The organism is Bacillus sp. ISL-45 (genome assembly GCF_018613195.1).
Taxonomy (GTDB): domain Bacteria; phylum Bacillota; class Bacilli; order Bacillales; family Cytobacillaceae; genus Mesobacillus.
The window spans coordinates 21,238-39,247 of record NZ_JAGGQQ010000017.1; the positions used below are offsets into that span (position 1 = coordinate 21,238).

The 18,010-nt window shown below is 42.4% G+C and carries 20 protein-coding genes, 2 tRNA genes, 1 rRNA gene and 2 pseudogenes; 6 read left to right on the forward strand and 19 right to left on the reverse strand.

Going from position 1 to position 18,010, the window contains the following annotated elements; translation table 11 throughout:
* Positions 1–15: 15 nt before the first annotated feature.
* The 6 genes and pseudogenes from J7E35_RS23775 to J7E35_RS18890 form a co-directional block, all read right to left on the reverse strand.
* Positions 16–777: pseudogene (locus tag J7E35_RS23775) on the reverse strand (transglutaminase domain-containing protein).
* On the reverse strand, positions 752–1,573 hold the full coding sequence (locus J7E35_RS23365; RefSeq protein WP_251041087.1) for a hypothetical protein: 822 nt from the start codon (positions 1,571–1,573) through the stop codon (positions 752–754). Before J7E35_RS23365 ends, J7E35_RS23775 begins: the two are co-directional and overlap by 26 nt.
* Positions 1,570–2,259 carry a pilus assembly protein TadG-related protein gene (locus tag J7E35_RS18875; RefSeq protein ID WP_214782490.1) on the reverse strand — a complete coding sequence of 230 codons (690 nt, stop codon included), beginning with the start codon at positions 2,257–2,259 and terminating at the stop codon, positions 1,570–1,572. The genes J7E35_RS23365 and J7E35_RS18875 overlap by 4 nt, the downstream gene beginning before the upstream one ends.
* Positions 2,249–2,542: an NIPSNAP family protein gene (locus tag J7E35_RS18880; RefSeq protein WP_214782492.1), complete on the reverse strand. Its 294-nt coding sequence runs from the start codon at positions 2,540–2,542 to the stop codon at positions 2,249–2,251. Before J7E35_RS18880 ends, J7E35_RS18875 begins: the two co-directional genes overlap by 11 nt.
* A gap of 231 nt (positions 2,543–2,773) precedes the next feature.
* Positions 2,774–3,298: a hypothetical protein gene (locus tag J7E35_RS18885; protein WP_214782494.1), complete on the reverse strand. Its 525-nt coding sequence runs from the start codon at positions 3,296–3,298 to the stop codon at positions 2,774–2,776.
* Between the two features lie 86 nt (positions 3,299–3,384).
* Positions 3,385–3,846, reverse strand: a pseudogene (locus tag J7E35_RS18890) (DNA/RNA helicase domain-containing protein); the annotation flags it as partial.
* A 29-nt stretch (positions 3,847–3,875) separates the two neighbouring features.
* Between J7E35_RS18890 and J7E35_RS18895 the strand changes: the two are divergent.
* From J7E35_RS18895 to J7E35_RS18905, 3 genes are read left to right on the forward strand one after another with little or no spacing between them, the layout of a single operon-like run.
* Positions 3,876–4,178, forward strand: a complete 303-nt coding sequence (locus J7E35_RS18895) for a hypothetical protein (protein WP_214782496.1) — start codon at positions 3,876–3,878, stop codon at positions 4,176–4,178.
* A complete protein-coding gene (locus J7E35_RS18900; protein WP_214782498.1) occupies positions 4,160–4,522 on the forward strand; it encodes a hypothetical protein in 363 nt (120 codons plus the stop codon). Before J7E35_RS18895 ends, J7E35_RS18900 begins: the two co-directional genes overlap by 19 nt.
* Positions 4,519–5,730 carry a tyrosine-type recombinase/integrase gene (locus J7E35_RS18905; RefSeq protein WP_214782500.1) on the forward strand — a complete coding sequence of 404 codons (1,212 nt, stop codon included), beginning with the start codon at positions 4,519–4,521 and terminating at the stop codon, positions 5,728–5,730. The genes J7E35_RS18900 and J7E35_RS18905 overlap by 4 nt, the downstream gene beginning before the upstream one ends.
* A 102-nt stretch (positions 5,731–5,832) precedes the next feature.
* Here J7E35_RS18905 and J7E35_RS18910 read toward each other — a convergent pair whose 3' ends face one another.
* From J7E35_RS18910 to groES, 4 genes are all read right to left on the reverse strand, one after another.
* A complete protein-coding gene (locus tag J7E35_RS18910; protein ID WP_214782503.1) occupies positions 5,833–6,282 on the reverse strand; it encodes a hypothetical protein in 450 nt (149 codons plus the stop codon).
* Positions 6,283–6,330: 48 nt separating this feature from the next.
* Positions 6,331–7,011 carry a hypothetical protein gene (locus J7E35_RS18915; protein WP_214782507.1) on the reverse strand — a complete coding sequence of 227 codons (681 nt, stop codon included), beginning with the start codon at positions 7,009–7,011 and terminating at the stop codon, positions 6,331–6,333.
* A gap of 388 nt (positions 7,012–7,399) precedes the next feature.
* Positions 7,400–9,028: a chaperonin GroEL gene (gene groL, locus J7E35_RS18920; RefSeq protein ID WP_214782510.1), complete on the reverse strand. Its 1,629-nt coding sequence runs from the start codon at positions 9,026–9,028 to the stop codon at positions 7,400–7,402.
* A 171-nt stretch (positions 9,029–9,199) separates the two neighbouring features.
* Positions 9,200–9,484 (reverse strand): co-chaperone GroES, encoded by a 285-nt coding sequence (gene groES / locus J7E35_RS18925; RefSeq protein ID WP_214782512.1) that lies wholly within the window; start codon positions 9,482–9,484, stop codon positions 9,200–9,202.
* Between the two features lie 382 nt (positions 9,485–9,866).
* On the opposite strand from groES, the gene J7E35_RS18930 reads away from it, so the two are divergent.
* On the forward strand, positions 9,867–10,598 hold the full coding sequence (locus J7E35_RS18930; RefSeq protein WP_214782514.1) for a CPBP family intramembrane glutamic endopeptidase: 732 nt from the start codon (positions 9,867–9,869) through the stop codon (positions 10,596–10,598).
* 3 nt (positions 10,599–10,601) lie between these two features.
* Positions 10,602–10,802 carry a YdiK family protein gene (locus J7E35_RS18935; RefSeq protein ID WP_214782515.1) on the forward strand — a complete coding sequence of 67 codons (201 nt, stop codon included), beginning with the start codon at positions 10,602–10,604 and terminating at the stop codon, positions 10,800–10,802.
* A gap of 26 nt (positions 10,803–10,828) precedes the next feature.
* Here J7E35_RS18935 and J7E35_RS18940 read toward each other — a convergent pair whose 3' ends face one another.
* Entirely contained in the window at positions 10,829–11,494 is a 666-nt protein-coding gene (locus J7E35_RS18940; RefSeq protein ID WP_214782518.1) for a redox-sensing transcriptional repressor Rex, read from the reverse strand.
* 29 nt (positions 11,495–11,523) lie between these two features.
* Positions 11,524–12,018 carry a cyclic pyranopterin monophosphate synthase MoaC gene (gene moaC / locus J7E35_RS18945; protein WP_214782520.1) on the reverse strand — a complete coding sequence of 165 codons (495 nt, stop codon included), beginning with the start codon at positions 12,016–12,018 and terminating at the stop codon, positions 11,524–11,526.
* Positions 12,019–12,198: 180 nt separating this feature from the next.
* On the opposite strand from moaC, the gene J7E35_RS18950 reads away from it, so the two are divergent.
* Positions 12,199–14,127 carry an ABC-F family ATP-binding cassette domain-containing protein gene (locus J7E35_RS18950; protein ID WP_214782522.1) on the forward strand — a complete coding sequence of 643 codons (1,929 nt, stop codon included), beginning with the start codon at positions 12,199–12,201 and terminating at the stop codon, positions 14,125–14,127.
* Between the two features lie 514 nt (positions 14,128–14,641).
* Here the strand turns inward: J7E35_RS18950 and tsaD are convergent.
* The 7 genes from tsaD to rrf all read right to left on the reverse strand — a co-directional run bounded on the left by tsaD (position 14,642) and on the right by rrf (position 17,870).
* Positions 14,642–15,661, reverse strand: a complete 1,020-nt coding sequence (tsaD, locus tag J7E35_RS18955; protein ID WP_214782525.1) for a tRNA (adenosine(37)-N6)-threonylcarbamoyltransferase complex transferase subunit TsaD — start codon at positions 15,659–15,661, stop codon at positions 14,642–14,644.
* Positions 15,661–16,110 (reverse strand): ribosomal protein S18-alanine N-acetyltransferase, encoded by a 450-nt coding sequence (rimI, locus tag J7E35_RS18960; RefSeq protein WP_214782528.1) that lies wholly within the window; start codon positions 16,108–16,110, stop codon positions 15,661–15,663. The genes tsaD and rimI overlap by 1 nt, the downstream gene beginning before the upstream one ends.
* 13 nt (positions 16,111–16,123) lie before the next feature.
* Positions 16,124–16,825 (reverse strand): tRNA (adenosine(37)-N6)-threonylcarbamoyltransferase complex dimerization subunit type 1 TsaB, encoded by a 702-nt coding sequence (gene tsaB / locus J7E35_RS18965; RefSeq protein WP_214782531.1) that lies wholly within the window; start codon positions 16,823–16,825, stop codon positions 16,124–16,126.
* Positions 16,826–17,278, reverse strand: a complete 453-nt coding sequence (gene tsaE, locus J7E35_RS18970; protein WP_214782534.1) for a tRNA (adenosine(37)-N6)-threonylcarbamoyltransferase complex ATPase subunit type 1 TsaE — start codon at positions 17,276–17,278, stop codon at positions 16,826–16,828.
* A gap of 266 nt (positions 17,279–17,544) precedes the next feature.
* A tRNA-Asp gene (locus tag J7E35_RS18975) sits at positions 17,545–17,620 on the reverse strand.
* Positions 17,621–17,643: 23 nt separating this feature from the next.
* Positions 17,644–17,717, reverse strand: a tRNA-Met gene (locus tag J7E35_RS18980).
* 37 nt (positions 17,718–17,754) lie between these two features.
* Positions 17,755–17,870 (reverse strand): 5S ribosomal RNA (gene rrf / locus J7E35_RS18985).
* Positions 17,871–18,010: the final 140 nt, after the last annotated feature.

Genomic DNA, 18,010 nt, shown 5'->3' on the forward strand with positions numbered 1-18,010 from the left:
GCTCTGAGATTTTTCTCAATACGATATTCCCGTTCTTGTATGTGTTTTTTCAAACTCGGCCATATTGGGATCAAAATACTTTTCATCGTATTTTGCCACAAACTTGCCATCATCTACATACCCGGAACCCCAGGTCGGATCCATGGTGATCCATTCACCGTCAATTTTGGCTTCGACCCACGCATGTCTTGAAGGCCACCAGCCGCCGCGGGCCATGCCTTCAACGAACCGTGATTCAATATCGCTCGCTCTCAATAAAGCAATTGCCAGCTAAGAATAGTCCTGGCAGACACCTGTTTTTAAATCAAGTGTTTTCAGTGCGCTATCATCCCACTCAAAATCATCCGTCTCCAGCTTTTCAACATCATAGGCAACAGTTTTGGCTACATACTCATAGATTGATTTAGCCTTATCCCTCTCCATGCTCTTTCCTGCGGTGATTTCACTTGCCAGCTGTCTGATCGGCTCTGAGTCGGATTGAACGCCCCTTGATGGCAGCAGGTCGCGCTGATCTTCACCTGTTGATTCAACCTCGAAGCGGGCAAACCCGTAAAATCGGAAGTAATCACTATTTTCTTCTTTTATCTCAGGCACGCTAAGTATAACCTCATATGTTCCGGGACCGAACCGCAGATAAAAGGAGTCATCAAATGTAAAGTCCTTAACCGGTATGACATCTAACGCTTCATCTTCTCCCTTTTTAGTCGTGATATAGATATGTGTTGTTTCTGGACCAAACTCGGCACTAGGATCAATTTTCCCTTTTATACTGTACATTCCATCCGTCTCTTCTCCGCCATCCAGGGGACTCGAGAGTAACGCCGCGCTCTAGGTATTGATCCATATACTCAATCGGCAGCATCGTCTTGTCTGACTCATTATCAATTAAAATAGTCGTAGCCGTCTGGTAGTAATTCTCACGTTCTTCATCCGGAACGAGAACCTCGAGTTCATGGACACCTTTACCGTAAAATAAAGGCACGTCATAGCTGAATTTGCCATCCTTGATCGGCATAATATGCTTCCAGCTCTCCATATCCTTAGTCAGCTGAAGCATGACGGTATCTTCATCTGTCAGATTTCCAACTTCCCCTTCCAATCTAAAAAACTCGTTTTCTTTCACATAGCCAGATTCCATATCCAGCGCAACTTCCGCCTCTTGGCCAAACGGCGTCAGCACAAGATCACGCTGAATTTCAGGATTCACATTGTAGACATCAAAGGCGGTCGCTTCAAAATAATAATTCTCCGTTTCATCGCTAGGGATATGGACACTCACATGGTACTTGCCTTCCCCATTAAAAAAACGAATTGTCTGCTTGTACTTCCCATCCTTCAGCTTAGCGTAGTACTCATGCTGCTGTCCCGCAGGCCCTTCTTCATCTGCCGATACTTTGATCAATATATAATCCGACATCAAAGAAGAAAACTTGTCAATCTTCCCTTCGACAACAACCTTCCCGTTGACCGCGAATTCTTTATGCTCCGGACTGGAAAAAGTGGAGCCAATCTCCCCGGCATAGGAACCCAGTTCAAGCGGCTGAAGCTCAAGCTCCTTGTTTTTTTCCTTCACCAGCTTTTTGTATTTATCCTCTTGTTTCTTCTCAGCCTTTTATATTGACCCTTCCGTTCTGTCACGACATAGATGCGAAAATCCTCGGGGATAAATGTCATTTGTTTTATTTTGTCATTCTGGTTTTCCTTTGCGAATTTTTCTGCTTCCTTACGGGCATCCGTCAAATTGTCCCTGACCGCCTTGCAGGCAATATCCCTAACGCCATCGTCATCAAAGAAGAACTTCATGGCTGTCTTTGCTTTGACTTCGACAGAATGATCCAGGATCCAGCTGAGCATATCGCCAGGCATATTCCGGCCATCATAATTGTCTTCCATCATTTCTACAAACTCTGCTAATAGTTCACTTTCAGAAGGAGGCGGCGGTGGTTCCTCTCCTTCCGCAGGAGGCTCTGAATCTGCAGAATCCTCCAGGAACTGTTCCCAGGCTTCTCCTAATGCATCCAGCTCTTCCTGGGTTTTCTCCTGCAGCGTTTCCTTCATCGTGTCCTTGGAGGACTTTGCCGCCGCCAAGGCCGCTGAGTCAGCGCCTGTTTGGGTCACCCGCTTATTAATGAATACATTTGAGAAATCAAAGAACATCAAAGCTATGAAAATAGCAGCTATAAGCATGCCAACCATGATGATCAGCATGCCGCTGCCTCTCTCGTTGTTAAGATAGTTTTTTAGATTCTTAATCGTCATCCGGTTCTTCCTCCATTGGCATCACTGCATCCATCGCAAAGGAGAATTTCATTTCCGAAATCAGCGGAAGGGCCACGATTGGCGCCTGGACCTCCACCTTAACCCTGGCTTCATCAGAACCAGGACCACCTGATATATTTATAATTTTTACGCCATAGGCCGACTTTTTTGTGACATTTTCCCAGTCAGGATCATGTACAGAAGCTGCCCTTGCACCATCCCGGGCAGCCGATTCTGCTGCGTCTAAATATATGACTTGATTGCTCCTAGATAATTGTTCCACATCACTTTCATCCTCAGGCGGGCGAAACGCTTCAAAGGCTAACCTTGTTTTACCTAAACCTGATAATCCTATAATTCGTGCAACCTTTCTAACACCAATAAAATGGCTTCTTAATTGAGAGATATTAGAATCATTTGTATCATCCAAAACGTATGTGTAGTTATTTTCTTGATAACCACTCCACTCTTTCCAAGTCTTTGCACCATTCGGTAAGTGTTTACCAACCCATTTCTAAACAGCAACAACCGCTGAAATTGATTCATTTGCCCAAGCCGCAATTTTACCAGCATCATAAATATGAATACATACGGATACGCTATCTACTTGTAGCGTAGACTCATCGATAGCTTTTCTAAATTGATCAATCCTCATCTGCTGTTGTTGTTCATTTAAGGTCTGATTATGGAAGAGAATATATGCTCCTTCCTCTTCTATTACTTCCTTAACCATTGGCTTGAGTTCTCTAGTGCTTGTTAATATTTCATCTTTACATTTCGAAGGAGGCATATCTGTTGCTTTGCATTGAAACAGCGTAAATCGTTTTGGAAGCCAATTTGTTTTATCTATTTCTCCGGCCCATTTTATCCTTCCATCTTCACCACCATCTGGGACAGTAATATTAAGAGCTACTCCAACAGAATTAGCCGAAATCCCCCACTTTTCAGCTTCAAAGTACAACAACATTGATAATAGTTCTGTTAGTTGCCGATCCGATAATTTCTCTATATCCGTATTATCAACTCTTAAAAATTCCACTTTACTCTCCCCTTATTTGCGAATGATTAATTCTGGACTATATAAGAAGTTCCAGTTTTTAAGCGACCCTTTCTGATTTCCCCAGTTTGAGTATTTCTTACAACTTCCCTCAAATATTTTTGCATATTGGGATTTGTAGCATATACATAACAACCATTTATACCACGTGACAGTAGTACGTAGTAAATACGTTTGATATAAGACTTTAATTCTTCATTGTTCATGTCAGTTCCTTTAATAGGAAGACCATTACGGTCTTTATATTTTTCAGGATTAACTATGATGTTTGCTTTACTTAAATCATAGCTGTCATCATCTTCACCAGCATAATCACAATCAATTTCCTCTCCCAATATAACACCAACATAATTTAGATCTGCACCTTGGGTAGTATGAATACAACCTATTTCTTCAACGCTATTTTCTAGGTTAATCCAACCTTTCGTTTTTGAGTTCCACTTAAATTCATCACCTGTAATAGGATCTGTTATATCATGCAGATTTGCATCTTTTTGTGTAGCCCACTCCCAAGAAAAAATACGGACTATTAGGAATTCAACATCCCGAGGATGGACAAGTGAATTCTCAAGCTCCCGCCATTAAGGCAACCTTGCAACCAAAATTCATATTTAATAACTATGGTTTTAGTGTTTTTGAGCCTATTGAATTATGGCAATGGCATATAAATGAAGTAAAAAAAATTTTAAAATTATATAATGCCGTCAGAAAAGGCAGTTCTGATGAGGTGATGTACAAAATTATTGAAATTAAAATGCATAGTGGAATGTTCGGAAGTCTAGCTGAGGATAGAACGATATCAGAAAGGTATTTTGTTCATTGGACCGATGGGGAAGCATTTCCATGTTACCTGAGTACCTAGAAGATAAAGACATACTCGAAATTGCGCAATATGCATTAGCCAAAGTTCTTGAGTTTCATATATCAGGAGGAATTAATATAGGTGTCGATGACCTTATCTCAAATCCTTCAACTAAAGGATTTAGGATTACAGAAAAAAGATATACTCGTTTTTTGCTTGCTGCAATTTATTATGAACTATGGCAAACGATCAACGATGCTAAGAATGTGTACCTTTGTGAAAATAAGAAGTGCAGGAACCCCTTTGTAAAATCTGGACGTAAAAAAAAATATTGTAATGAGGCCTGCAAGCAAGGAGCATACAGAACTCGTTTAGAAGAAAAGGAAGGGAGAAATAACCTATGAGTTATATATATAGACCACGTTGTAAATGTAATAGCAAGAAATGTAAATGTGGAGCAAGTTGGGCATACATTGTCGATGTAGGGAAAGACCCTAAAACCGGCAAACGTAAACAAAAGAAAAAAAGCGGTTTCCGGACGAAAAAAGAAGCTGAAACAGCTGCCTCTATTCTTGAAAATGAAATAAATCAGGGCTTCTATGTTAAAGAAAGTGATATGACATTTGAAGACTTTGCTTACGAATGGTTATCCCTTTATGAAGGAACTGGGATTGTCAAAGTAAGCACTGTACGAATCCGAAGACATGAAATTAAACGGTTATTGGACTATTTTGCTAAGCTAAAATTAAAAGACATCAGCAGAAGGCAATATCAAAACGCCTTAAATGATTTAAAGAAAAGAGGATATGCTCAGAACACAATTGACGGCGCCCATCGAACGGGCCGAATGATCTTTAAAAAAGCAGTAGAATTAGAAATTCTAAAAAAAGACCCAACTGAGTATACTCAGGTTCCTAAACAGCAAAAAACTATTGAAGAGTTGGAGGGACAAAAAAGGTTACCAAAATATTTAGAGAAAGAGGAACTAAAGCACTTCCTCCACATAGCAAAAAAGTTTGGAATAGACCAAGATTATCCAATCTTTTTATTACTGGCATATACCGGTGTACGTGCAGGCGAACTCAGCGCCCTTAAGTGGCGTGATATTGATTTTGATAAACACACAATAAGCATTTCAAAAACATATTACAATCCAACTAACAACAGAAAAGAATACATGCTTTTAACCCCAAAAACTCCAACAGCGGTACGGATTATTGATGTTGATGAAACTGTGATTAATGAGCTAAACAAGCATAATTTAGCTCAAAAACAAACAATTATGAAGCATCGAGATATTTACCATAATAATGATTTTGTTTTTGCAAGCATTGATGAGGAACTACCTGGTTACCCGCTTTATATAAAAAAAATAGAGAACCGCATGAGACGTTTATTAAAAATGGCAGAATTAAATCCTGAGCTTACGCCACATTCATTACGTCATACTCATACATCTCTTTTAGCTCAGGCAGGTGTAAGTCTTCCACAAATAATGGAACGATTAGGACACAAGGATGAAGATACAACAAAAAATGTATATCTACATGTGACCAAAGAGATGAAAAAAGAGGCTTCCCAAAAGTTCAAAAAGCTTATGGAAAACCTTTAATAAATTTAGAATTTCACAAATAATAGAGCTCAGATTTGAGCTCTTTTTTGGCTTTACAGAATGTGGGATTATCCAGCTCCCTTTCCCTGGAATAAAAATATTTTACCAATCCTCTAATTCAAATAGTTTTATAACCTTTGATGCATCGTCATCTTCACCACTTTTGTACAAACATACATGATTTTCATCTACTGGGGAAATAAACAAAGAACATCGTTCAGTGTCGCTCATTCTACCTTCTATGCTACTTACATGTTCGTTAAACTCACCAATGTACTCCCATTCTCCATTTTTTTCGCGGTGAACTTTTACTACGAAATTTGCATCGTGTGTCCTCCTCGACCTTTTCTGATCGTGTTTGCCTGGCTCAAGTAGTGACTCAAGACTTTGCCCTTGGTCTGTATCATCACTCCATGTTAGGAATAGAGTTCTTCCATATTTCTCGTCCTTTCTATTAGTATTATTAGTAACAATTAAATATTGCCGAGGACGTCTAGTGTCCCACAAGGGTTCAGTTTTTGTTTTTTCTAAGTTATCAAATATGTTATCCATAAAAAGCTCCTCATTTCTATATTATTTGTACAACAAGAATTACAGAAGTTATTCAAAATAAATAGTAGCGCTCCAAGTTCCACCACCATGTTTGCAACCATATGTTCCGGTGACTGTTTTACCATCTTCGCCAATGGTACCTGTGTATTCACAATCATTACCATCACTACTAAGTCCCCTGTAAATAGTAACAACGTTACCATGTCGATAAACTTTTAAAACAGCAGTTACATTTGGATGGCCGGTTTGTGTCCAAGTTGCATGAAATTTATTTGGATCATCTTCCGATTTTTCCCATTTACCGCTCCATCCCATTTCCTCTTCGATCCAATATTTTCCCACATCCGTTTCCACCCAATGAATAGTTGCTTCCCAAGGACCTCCATCTCCGTCGTGATTATCACAATTAAAATGTCCTGATGCTGTTTTACCATCATCAGCAATTGTACCTGTGTAGTAACAATTATTATCATCACTGGAATTTCTTCTTTGAATGGTTATATCATTATCATTTATTTCCATGGACAAATTAGCAGTCACTATCTCACCCCTACGTCTTGTCCATTTTGCAATGAAGCGGTTAGAGTCTCCCATTCTTCGCCATATACCAACCCAATCACCTTCATGCGTATGCCATTCGTTGCCTAAGTCCATAAGTTGTTCATTCTGTCCGGAAAACGATACAGAGACCATATTATCGTTGTTCTGTATAGACTGTTCCAATTTCATACCCGTAAGCACCTCCTGAATAAGAAAATTCTGCCGTTTATTTATTATCAACAATAGATTGTGCAATGCATTAATAAGTTATTATTCATTCCTTTAAAGTCTGTCTATTTGTGAATTAAATGCGGAGCCTTTCTGGCAGAAAACTATTATTTTTCTGAATAACATACCATTGGATCATATCTATCCTTAGTCTGTTTTCTATAAAAATCTTGTTATTCAAACTCCAGAAGAAATAAAAAAGAGGCTTCCCAAAAGTTCAAAGAACTTATGGAAAACCTCTGATTTAGTCCTTATTCAAGAAAATGTTACCCTTTCGTTACCCATAGGTTACTAACCGGGTATCATAGGTCCAAAAAACCCCGAATGTATTGGGATTATAGGTGCATGATTACATCATGCCGCCCATGCCGCCCATGCCGCTCATGTCAGGCATTCCGCCGCCGCCTTCTTCTGGAATGTCAGCAACTACTGCTTCAGTAGTCAAGAACATTGCAGAAACGGATGCTGCGTTTTGAAGTGCATAACGAGTCACTTTAGTTGGGTCCACGATACCGGATTCGATCATGTTTACCCACTCGCCAGTTGCAGCGTTGAAGCCTGTGCCGACTTCTTCGCGCTTCAGGCGCTCAACGATGACTGATCCTTCAAGGCCAGCGTTGTGAGCGATTTGGCGAACTGGTTCTTCCATAGCGCGAAGGACGATGTTCACGCCAGTAGCTTCGTCGCCTTCAGCCTGGATTCCAGCCACTTTGTTGTATACGTTAAGAAGCGCTACGCCACCGCCTGATACGATTCCTTCTTCAACTGCAGCGCGAGTTGAGTTAAGGGCATCTTCAATGCGAAGCTTGCGTTCTTTCAATTCAGTTTCAGTAGCAGCACCAACCTTGATGACTGCAACACCGCCAGCTAGCTTAGCAAGGCGCTCTTGCAGCTTTTCACGGTCAAATTCAGAAGTTGTTTCTTCCATTTGAACGCGGATTTGGTTTACGCGGCTTTCGATTGCAGCGCTGTCTCCAGCACCTTCAACGACTGTTGTGTTTTCTTTTGTAACCACAACTTTAGAAGCGCGTCCAAGTGATGTGATTGTAGCAGACTTAAGTTCACGGCCAAGCTCTTCAGTGATCACTTCACCGCCAGTCAATGCAGCGATGTCTTCAAGCATAGCCTTACGGCGGTCACCAAAGCCAGGAGCCTTGACAGCTACTGCGTTGAATGTTCCGCGAAGCTTGTTGACTACTAATGTAGCAAGTGCTTCACCTTCCACATCTTCAGCAACGATCAATAATGGCTTGCCTTGCTGGACAACCTGCTCAAGAACAGGAAGGATTTCCTGGATATTGCCGATCTTCTTGTCAGTGATCAGGATATATGGATTTTCAAGAACTGCTTCCATTTTGTCAGAATCAGTTACCATGTAAGGAGATGCATATCCGCGGTCGAACTGCATACCTTCAACAACGTCCAATTCTGTAGTGAAGCCTTTAGATTCTTCGATTGTGATAACGCCGTCGTTGCCAACGCGCTCCATTGCTTCTGCAATCAATTGGCCTACTTCTTCGTCAGCAGCAGAGATTGCCGCTACTTGTGCGATCGAAGCTTTGCCTTCGATTGGCTTGGAAATAGCCTTTAACTCTTCAACAGCTGTAACAACAGCCTTTTCCATACCTTTGCGGATGCCCATTGGGTTAGCGCCGGCCGTTACGTTCTTAAGACCTTCGCGGATCATCGCTTGAGCAAGAACTGTTGCAGTAGTCGTTCCGTCCCCAGCAACATCGTTTGTCTTGCTTGCTACTTCAGCAACAAGCTTAGCACCCATGTTTTCGAATGCATCTTCAAGCTCGATTTCTTTTGCGATCGTTACACCATCATTCGTGATAAGAGGTGAACCGAATTTCTTCTCAAGAACCACGTTGCGTCCCTTTGGTCCAAGAGTTACTTTTACTGCATTTGCAAGAGAATCTACCCCGCGAAGCATCGCGCGGCGTGCTTCTTCACTGAACTTAATTTCTTTTGCCATTGTAAAAAGACCTCCTCAGAATTTTAATTTATATTCACTACACCCTTGTTAGTGTCTAGCTCCAGCGCCTAGTCCCTCGAGACGCTTCGGTCCTGCCAATGAAGTCAAAGAACGACTTCACTGTCAGGCCCTCCAGCGCTTGTCGGACCTGACCAAGGCGCTTCCGCTTTTCTATTCCACTACTGCTAGAATGTCGTTTTCACGTAGGATCAGGTACTCAGTTCCCTGGTACTTTACTTCTGTGCCTGCGTATTTTGAGAAGATAATGCGGTCTCCGACTGCAACTTCAAGAGCAACACGCTCGCCGCTTTCAAGAACTCGGCCAGTTCCAACAGCTACGACTTTACCTTCTTGAGGTTTTTCTTTCGCTGTGTCTGGTAAAACGATACCGCTTGCAGTTTTTTCTTCAGACTCAACAAGCTCGATAATAATGCGATCTCCTAGTGGCTTGATCAAGTGAAACAACCTCCTCAAATTATATGTAGATTATTTTTTATTAGCACTCGCCTCAATAGAGTGCTAACACAATTTATATAATAATGAATCTCCATTTTTTTTGCAAGCGTGAAGCCTAATTTTTTTTATAAATTTTAGCATTATAATCCGGCCTCTTTCCCTTCGACAGCATGTACTATTTTTCACCTATTTGCGGGAACCTGGCTAAAAAAGACCACCCTAAAAAGTATGCCAGTTCACAGGAATTTTAACCAAAATATTCACGAGACACCCTGATATTTGAACTTTCCCGATGATTACTAGTAAAATGGATAGATAGCATTCTTATAATAGCTTTTATGGCATACACATAGACCGATCCGAATAGAAGGAGATTATCATATTGAAAAAGGAATACTGGTACGTCATTATCGCCTATATCGCCATGCAGCTTTCAAGCTTGATCGGCATCCCGATTGTTGCCTTTATCGGAGCCGCAATGGGAAAAAGCCTGGAGGAAATGGAGACCCTTTCGATTCCCTACTGGCTCGTGATCAGCTTTTCGCTGACACTTGTGATTGTGCTCCTGCTCCTAAGGAAAGAACGCAGGACAGGCGCTGACCTGCGTGATGCTTCATCACCGGCAAGCTCAGCTGTCTGGGCATTCGCAGGTGTATTCCTTGCTCTGTTCGCCCAATCGATTGCTGCAAGCATCGAGAACATGCTTGGGATCGAAATGGGCTCGGAGAATACACAGGAAATCATCAAGCTGATTGAAATGTTCCCGATTGTCATTTTGGTCAGTTCGATTATCGGCCCAATTTTAGAAGAAATCGTCTTCCGAAAAATCATTTTCGGCAGCCTGCATAAGAAAATGAATTTCTTTTTCGCCGGACTGATCAGCTCCGTCATTTTCGCGCTTGCGCATATGGAGCCGGAGCACGTGATCCTGTACTCAGCAATGGGGTTCACCTTTGCTTTCCTTTATGTAAAAACAAAGCGGATCATCGTGCCTATCATTGCCCATGTTACAATGAATACGATGGTTGTACTGATTCAATCCGTATTTAGGGAAGACATTGAGAGAATGATAAAAGAAGCAGAGAAAATTCAAAGCTTTATTGGGGGATTTTAAGTTATGAAGCAATCGCCTATATTTTCAGGCATTGTCTATATCTTGTTAGGCAGCTTATTCACCTATTTCGCCATCCAGAATGTAAATGAGACAGGCTGGGGATTCTTCAGCTATTTGCTTGTAGCCCTTGCCACGTTCGACTTTGGCTCTGGCATCAGGATGATCATGTTCCATTTCAAACTGAAGAATATACAGAATAAATAGCTCCTTCATCGTGAAGGAGCTGTTTTTTATTCTACCGATTCAGTTGTTTCAGTATCTGTTGGATAATGTTTTAAGAAATAAATCAATGACTGCAATTCAACCGCCAAATCAATGTGATGAATCCTGATAGATGCCGGCACATTCAGTCTCGCTGGCGTGAAATTAAGGATTCCCTTGATATTCGCCTGCACCAATCGGTCTGTTATCGGCTGTGCTACTGCTGAAGGAACAGTCAGGATCGCGACCTGGATTCCTTCCTCGACGACAACCTTGTCCAGGTCATCCATATGATATACTGCTACGTCGCCAATCTTCGTGCCGACCTTGTCAGGGTCAACATCAAAGGCTATCTCAATCTTCGTGTTATTGTTTTTGGAAAAATTATAATTCAAAAACGCTGTTCCCAGATTCCCGACTCCAATCAAGGCTACCTTCGTCAGTTCATCCTGATCAAGTGTCTTTCGGAAGAAAGTCAGCAGGTAATTCACATTGTACCCGTACCCTTTTTTACCCAAAGCTCCAAAGTAGGAAAAATCCCTTCGGATAGTCGCTGAATCCACTTTTACCGCTTCACTTAATTCCGCGGATGACACCCTTTGCTTCCCTGAAGAATGCAAGTTCAATAAGAACCGATAATATAGTGGCAAACGTTTTGCGGTTGCCTGCGGAATCTTCATAGCATCATTCGTCATTCTCCATCCTCCACCCTCTGTCCGTATTTCTATCTCAACTTTTCTTCTCGCTTGAAATCACCGTTTTTACCGCCGGTTTTTTCAACAAGATATGTCTTGCCGATCACCATGCCCTTATCTACGGCCTTGCACATATCATAAACAGTCAGCGCACATGCTGAAGCTGCTGTTAGCGCTTCCATTTCCACACCTGTATTCCCTTTTGTTTTTACAGCTGCGGCGATGTTCAAAATATAGTCATTTTCATTTTGCTCCCAATCGAATGAAAGGTCAATGCCTGTCAATGGAATCGGGTGGCACATCGGGATGATTTCAGACGTCTTCTTCGCTGCCATGATGCCTGCTACCTGCGCGACAGCAAGTACATCCCCTTTTTTCATTTTATTTTCAGTGATTCTCACATATATATCTTCGTTCACGGTTATGCTTGAATGGGCGACTGCCGTACGGACCGTCTCTGGTTTTTCGCTGACATCGACCATCTTCGCTCTGCCCTCTTCGTTAAAATGCGTAAATTCTGCCATAATAAAGCTCCTTTCTACCAAATGATACACTATTTTGTCAAACTTGTGTGTGAACTTTGTTTCAATGTTCTCAATAATATAGCGGAATTTTAATACCATGGGACCTATAGCAGGGCGCACATATTGCCGTGCCTATATTATTGGGTTACACTATCTCTAAGGCAATAGAGGTGAAAAATAATGATATTATTACAAGTTAATCAGCTATCAAAATATTTTGCTGCTGATCTTATTTTATCGAATATAAAGTTTGAAATACAGACTAATGACCGAGTAGCGCTTGTCGGCCGGAACGGGGCAGGAAAATCAACCCTGCTGAAAATCATCGCCGGGTACGAATCACATGACGGCGGTGAGATCATCCGACCAAAAGGTACGACAATTGGCTATCTGGCCCAAAATACAGGGCTTGAATCCGAGAAAAGCATCTGGGATGAAATGCTGGGTGTTTTTGATCATCTGCACAACATGGAAAAAGACTTGCGCCGGCTGGAGGAAAAAATGTCGGATCCTGGAATCCTGTCTAATCAGACAGAATACGACAGAGTCCTCAAAGAGTATGACTTGCTGCAGGTTCAGTTCAAGGAAAAAGGCGGCTATCAATATGAAGCGGATATCCGTTCCGTCCTTCACGGCCTGAACTTCCATTCTTTTGATTATTCCACAAAGATATCCACTTTAAGCGGCGGACAGAAAACTAGACTCGCATTGGCGAAGCTATTATTGACGCGCCCGGATATTCTGATTCTGGATGAGCCAACGAACCACCTGGATATTGACACGCTTTCCTGGCTTGAGCAGTATTTGCAAGGCTATAGCGGAGCCATCCTGATCGTCTCACATGACCGCTACTTCCTTGATAAGGTCGTGAACCAGGTATATGAAATCTCCCGCCATCAGCTGACGAAGTTTCCTGGCAATTACAGCTCGTATTTAGAGCAGAAAGCCGCGAATTATGAGCGGGATTTGAAACTGTATGAGAAGCAGCAGGATGAGATCTCCAAGCTGCAGGACTTTATCCAGCGCAACCTGGCCAGGGCATCAACAACTAAGCGTGCCCAGAGCCGACGGAAACAGCTTGAAAAAATCGACCGTATGGACAGGCCTAGGGGTGATGAAAAATCCGCCACGTTCAGCTTCCAAATTGAGCGCCAGAGCGGGAATGATGTCCTGAAGGTGAATACACTTGCTGTCGGCTATCAGAATGACATCGTATCTGAAAATATCTCGTTCAATCTTTCCCGTGGGGACAGTACGGCACTGGTTGGACCGAATGGCGTTGGAAAATCAACTTTACTAAAAACAATCGTTGAGAAACTGCCCTCGATTAACGGCAATATTCAATATGGTTCCAATGTTTCGATCGGCTACTATGATCAGGAACAGGCAGAGCTCAGCTCGAATAAAAAGGTATTGAATGAACTTTGGGATGAATACCCCCTGAAGTCTGAAAAAGAAATCCGCACAGTACTTGGGAACTTTCTTTTCTCAGGTGATGATGTCTTAAAAATCGTCTCTACCCTGAGCGGTGGTGAAAAGGCCCGTCTGGCACTGGCCAAGCTGATGCTGCAGAATTCCAATTTCTTAATTTTGGACGAGCCGACAAACCACCTTGACCTGGACAGCAAGGAAGTTCTCGAAAATGCCCTGATTGATTATCCAGGCACCATCCTGTTCGTCTCACATGACCGCTATTTTATCAACAGGATCGCGACAAAGGTTCTCGAGCTCGACCGTGCTGGTTCAACTGAATACCTTGGCGATTACGATTATTACGTCGAGAAAAAGCTTGAGCAGGAAGAGCTGAAGGCATTGGCAGAACAGGCCGCCAAAGCATCTGGAAGCTTTGTGGACAACTCAAAGCAGGACAAAACCTCCTATCAGCAGGACAAAGAAGCGAAAAAACTCGAACGCCAGCGCAAACGCCGCATGGAAGAAGTGGAAGCGAAGATTGAACAGCTGGAATTAGAAGTTGCTGAATACGAAGAATTGCTCTGTGATCCAGAGGTTTTCCAGGATCACGAAAAAGCAGGAGAGATCAATAGTAAGATTGAAGCCGCAAAAAAGAAACTCGATGAACTGATGGATGAGTGGACAGAGCTGGCTTAATGATGAATAACCGGACATGAGGGTGTCCGGTATTTTTTTGTACTGAAAAATTGGTAAAAACTGAGGAATTTCCAATTCGCTATAAAAATGAGATTTTCGCTATATTATTAAGTTTTGCGCTATAAAAAATAAAATGGCGCTATATTATCCTCTGATTTGCGCTATAAAAAGTAAATTTGCGCTATATTATTCTAATTTATGTTATAAAAGTTTTTTAGCAAACCAGACTGAGCACTAAAAATCCTTTTACTTTAATTTAAAATGACATAAATATCATTTTTTCGACAATTTCTACGACAGAACTAAAATAATCCACAAAAAAAGTCCCGAGTAAAAACCGGGACTTTTTGTTCACATAGTTATTCACATAGTAAAGACTGATTTATAGCTTATCCAGAGAGTTTTCCACATCATCCACAAAAACAGCGGTTTTTATCCACATTATGCACATTTTCGCATCTGAAACATCAACATATCCACAGAAGAGTCTGACAACATTTTTTTGCTTGCGACTTTAGTTGTGGATAGTTATCTCCAGACCTGGATTTCCATTCAAAGTTAAATCCGCTCGCTGGCCCTTTTCATATAAAACGCTTCCTGCCGCGGCAATCATTGCAGCATTGTCTGTGCATAAAAACAATGGGGGAATAACTATTTCCACATCCGAGCCTGTAAATTCTGCGGATAGTTTTTCTCTTAATCCTTTATTTGCTGCAACTCCTCCAGCAAGCAGTACTTGTTTTACTCCGTATTCCTTAACTGCCTTCTGCGTTTTAGTGACAAGTACATCAATCACACTCTCCTGGAAGCTGGCTGCAAGGTCTTCAGGTGCAATTTCCTCTCCACGCTGCTGTGCGTTATGCACAACGTTGATCACAGCTGACTTCAATCCACTGAAGCTGAAATCATAGGAACCTTCCTCCAGCCATGCTCGAGGCAGATTGATTGTTGCCTTTCCTTCATGAGCCAGCCGGTCGATATGCGGACCGCCGGGATATGGAAGGTGCAATGTCCTTGCAACCTTGTCATAGGCTTCACCGGCTGCATCATCCCGAGTCTCGCCAATCACCTCGAAATGACCGTGTTCCTTCATATAAACGAGCTCAGTATGTCCGCCAGACACGACAAGTGAAAGCAGCGGGAAGTTCATCTCCGCCACAAGCCGGTTCGCATAGATATGACCGGCAATATGATGGACTCCAACTAGTGGAATGCCATTCGCAAACGCCAAAGCCTTTGCAGCGTTCACTCCGATTAATAGAGCGCCAACCAGGCCAGGGCCTTCGGTCACTGCAATAGCATTCAAATCCTTAATATCCACATTAGCCTGAGCTAATGCTTCCTCTAACACAAGCGTCACCTGTTCAACATGATGCCTGGATGCGATTTCAGGTACAACTCCGCCGAACCGCTTATGGCTCTCAATCTGGGAGGCAACGACATTCGCAAGGATTTCACGTCCATTTTTTACGATTGCGACTGCTGTCTCATCACAGCTTGTCTCTATTCCCATTATTAATTGGTCTTTTGTCATTATAAATTCACCCACATTACTATAGCGTCTTCCATATTGTCAGTATAATATTGTTTTCTTATAGCCCCTTCTTCGAAACCAAACTTGCGATAAAGATTCTGGGCCCTTTCATTGCTGACCCTGACTTCAAGTGTCATCCTAAATGCACCCATTTCCCGAGCCAGCTCCATGACCTTTGCCATAAGCGCCTCTCCAAGCTTCATGCCTCTATATTCCGGAAGCAAGGCAATATTTGTGATATGTGCTTCATCTATGATGATCCATACTCCACAGTAACCAACTACCCTTTGATCCACTTCCACTATCAGATAATGCGCAAACTGGTTCTTCGTCAACTCATTGAAAAAAGCTTCCTTGCTCCATGGAACAGTAAAGGATTTGAGCTCTACCTCCATCACTTCATCCAGATCATCAACCGTCATATTGCGGAACGTTATCGTCTTATTCATTTTCTCTTCCCACTTATTGTTTAGTCTCTTGTGCTTTCAGCCAATTAGCCTCTGCTTCTGCCAGGCGGATATAATTTGGGACGAATGTATGAAGGTCCACAGCCTCTTTATCCCGTCCCAATAATGCAAGCTCTGCCGGTCTAGGGTTCAGCTCCGTAATCTCTGCCAAGACAGCTTTGTCACCAAGCTCTTCCCTAATGACCTCTTCATGAAGTTTCAAATCATTGCTCGTGAACAAAACCCTGCTGTCCAACTCATTCAATGTTTTTACCCAATCGGCTGACATGACAAGCTGATCCTTTTTTACCGCCTGCAACTTTTGATCTTCGAATTTATATAAACCTGTATAAATCTGTCCTCTCCTTGCATCAAAGAAAGGAGAAACATACCCGTCAAAATAACGTCCTGCCGATGCTGCAGCCACCTGAAGACTCGAGACACCTGACAGCGGAATCTTCAAGGTCCAGGCCATGGTCTTCGCAATCGTCACGCCGATACGGACACCCGTGTACGATCCAGGTCCTTCAGCGACTACAATCTTTGATAGGTCTGCTGGCTTTATGTTGCATTCTTCCATCAATGTCTGGATCGCCGGCATGACCCGAACAGAATGATTCTTTTTTATATTGGAAATATACTCGCCCAAAACAGTCTCGCCATCAAGCAAACCAATACCCAAAACATAATTGGACGTATCAATCGATAATACCTTCATTTAAAAAATCTCCTTACACAATTCTTCATACCGACTGCCCTTCGGCTCAGCAACGATTCTTCTAGCCCCATTTTCATCAAGAAATAATTGAAGAAGCAATAGCTCTTCAGGCAGCTGGGCTTTAATCAAATGAGCCCATTCCACAACCGTCACACCATTACCTTCAAAGTATTCTTCAAAACCAAGATCTTCAAACGCATCCTCGACACGGTAGACATCCATATGGTACAACGGCAGCCTTCCCTGGTACTCCTTGATGATGGTAAACGTCGGGCTGTTCACATTCCTGGTGATGCCCAAACCTTCGGCAAGACCTTTTGTAAAAGTCGTCTTACCCGCACCTAAATCCCCTTCAAGGGCAATGACATCTCCCGCTTGAAGAAGACCAGACAGCCTCTTGGCAAAACCCTTTGTGTCTTCAGGCTGTTCTGAAATGTATTGATAAGTCGCCATATATATCACCTAACTAACAGTCAATTTTTTAATAAAAAGCGCAAGCACCTTGGTCAGCCCCGACTAGCTTTGGAGCCAGACACTTATCTAAGTAAAACATCCTTTAAAAGATAAAAAAACCTTAGGAAGCCTCCTAAGGATGAAGATTCTATATGTAGTTTACACGATTTATCAAAGACGAGCAAAAAAACCAGCTATTTTTCCAATTTAGACAATAAAAAAAACGAAACCCTGTTTCGTCCTGAAAAACTACCAAACTATAAAAATGGCGGTCCCGACCGGGATCGAACCGGCGATCTCCTGCGTGACAGGCAGGCATGTTAACCGCTACACCACGGGACCAATATGTAGTAAAAGATGGATTATTGCGGGGGCAGGATTTGAACCTGCGACCTTCGGGTTATGAGCCCGACGAGCTACCGGGCTGCTCCACCCCGCGTCGATAATAATAATTAATCCATTAAATTGTTCAAACAGCCCGGCGGCGTCCTACTCTCACAGGGGGAAACCCCCAACTACCATCGGCGCTGAGAAGCTTAACTTCCGTGTTCGGTATGGGAACGGGTGTGACCTTCTCGCCATCGCCACCAGACTATTTAATTGAAAGGAAAGTATTTATTCCTTCAAAACTAGATAATGTTGTAAGAAGAATTCAAGAAGAACGAGTAATCTATTTTGGTTAAGTCCTCGAACGATTAGTATCAGTCAGCTCCACACGTCACCGCGCTTCCA

Bases quoted from the DNA above. Each gene is read 5' to 3' on its own strand.
- tsaB (WP_214782531.1), bottom strand. From the start codon at position 16,825: ATGAAGGTATTATCGATTGATACGTCCAATTATGTTTTGGGTATTGGT.
- J7E35_RS18940 (WP_214782518.1), bottom strand. From the start codon at position 11,494: ATGACGAATGATGCTATGAAGATTCCGCAGGCAACCGCAAAACGTTTG.
- J7E35_RS18910 (WP_214782503.1), bottom strand. From the start codon at position 6,282: ATGGATAACATATTTGATAACTTAGAAAAAACAAAAACTGAACCCTTG.
- moaC (WP_214782520.1), bottom strand. From the start codon at position 12,018: ATGGCAGAATTTACGCATTTTAACGAAGAGGGCAGAGCGAAGATGGTC.
- J7E35_RS18900 (WP_214782498.1), top strand. From the start codon at position 4,160: ATGTTACCTGAGTACCTAGAAGATAAAGACATACTCGAAATTGCGCAA.
- rimI (WP_214782528.1), bottom strand. From the start codon at position 16,110: ATGAATAAGACGATAACGTTCCGCAATATGACGGTTGATGATCTGGAT.
- J7E35_RS18905 (WP_214782500.1), top strand. From the start codon at position 4,519: ATGAGTTATATATATAGACCACGTTGTAAATGTAATAGCAAGAAATGT.
- tsaD (WP_214782525.1), bottom strand. From the start codon at position 15,661: ATGACAAAAGACCAATTAATAATGGGAATAGAGACAAGCTGTGATGAG.
- J7E35_RS18915 (WP_214782507.1), bottom strand. From the start codon at position 7,011: ATGAAATTGGAACAGTCTATACAGAACAACGATAATATGGTCTCTGTA.
- tsaE (WP_214782534.1), bottom strand. From the start codon at position 17,278: ATGGCGACTTATCAATACATTTCAGAACAGCCTGAAGACACAAAGGGT.
- J7E35_RS18950 (WP_214782522.1), top strand. From the start codon at position 12,199: ATGATATTATTACAAGTTAATCAGCTATCAAAATATTTTGCTGCTGAT.
- J7E35_RS18875 (WP_214782490.1), bottom strand. From the start codon at position 2,259: ATGACGATTAAGAATCTAAAAAACTATCTTAACAACGAGAGAGGCAGC.
- J7E35_RS18935 (WP_214782515.1), top strand. From the start codon at position 10,602: ATGAAGCAATCGCCTATATTTTCAGGCATTGTCTATATCTTGTTAGGC.
- groL (WP_214782510.1), bottom strand. From the start codon at position 9,028: ATGGCAAAAGAAATTAAGTTCAGTGAAGAAGCACGCCGCGCGATGCTT.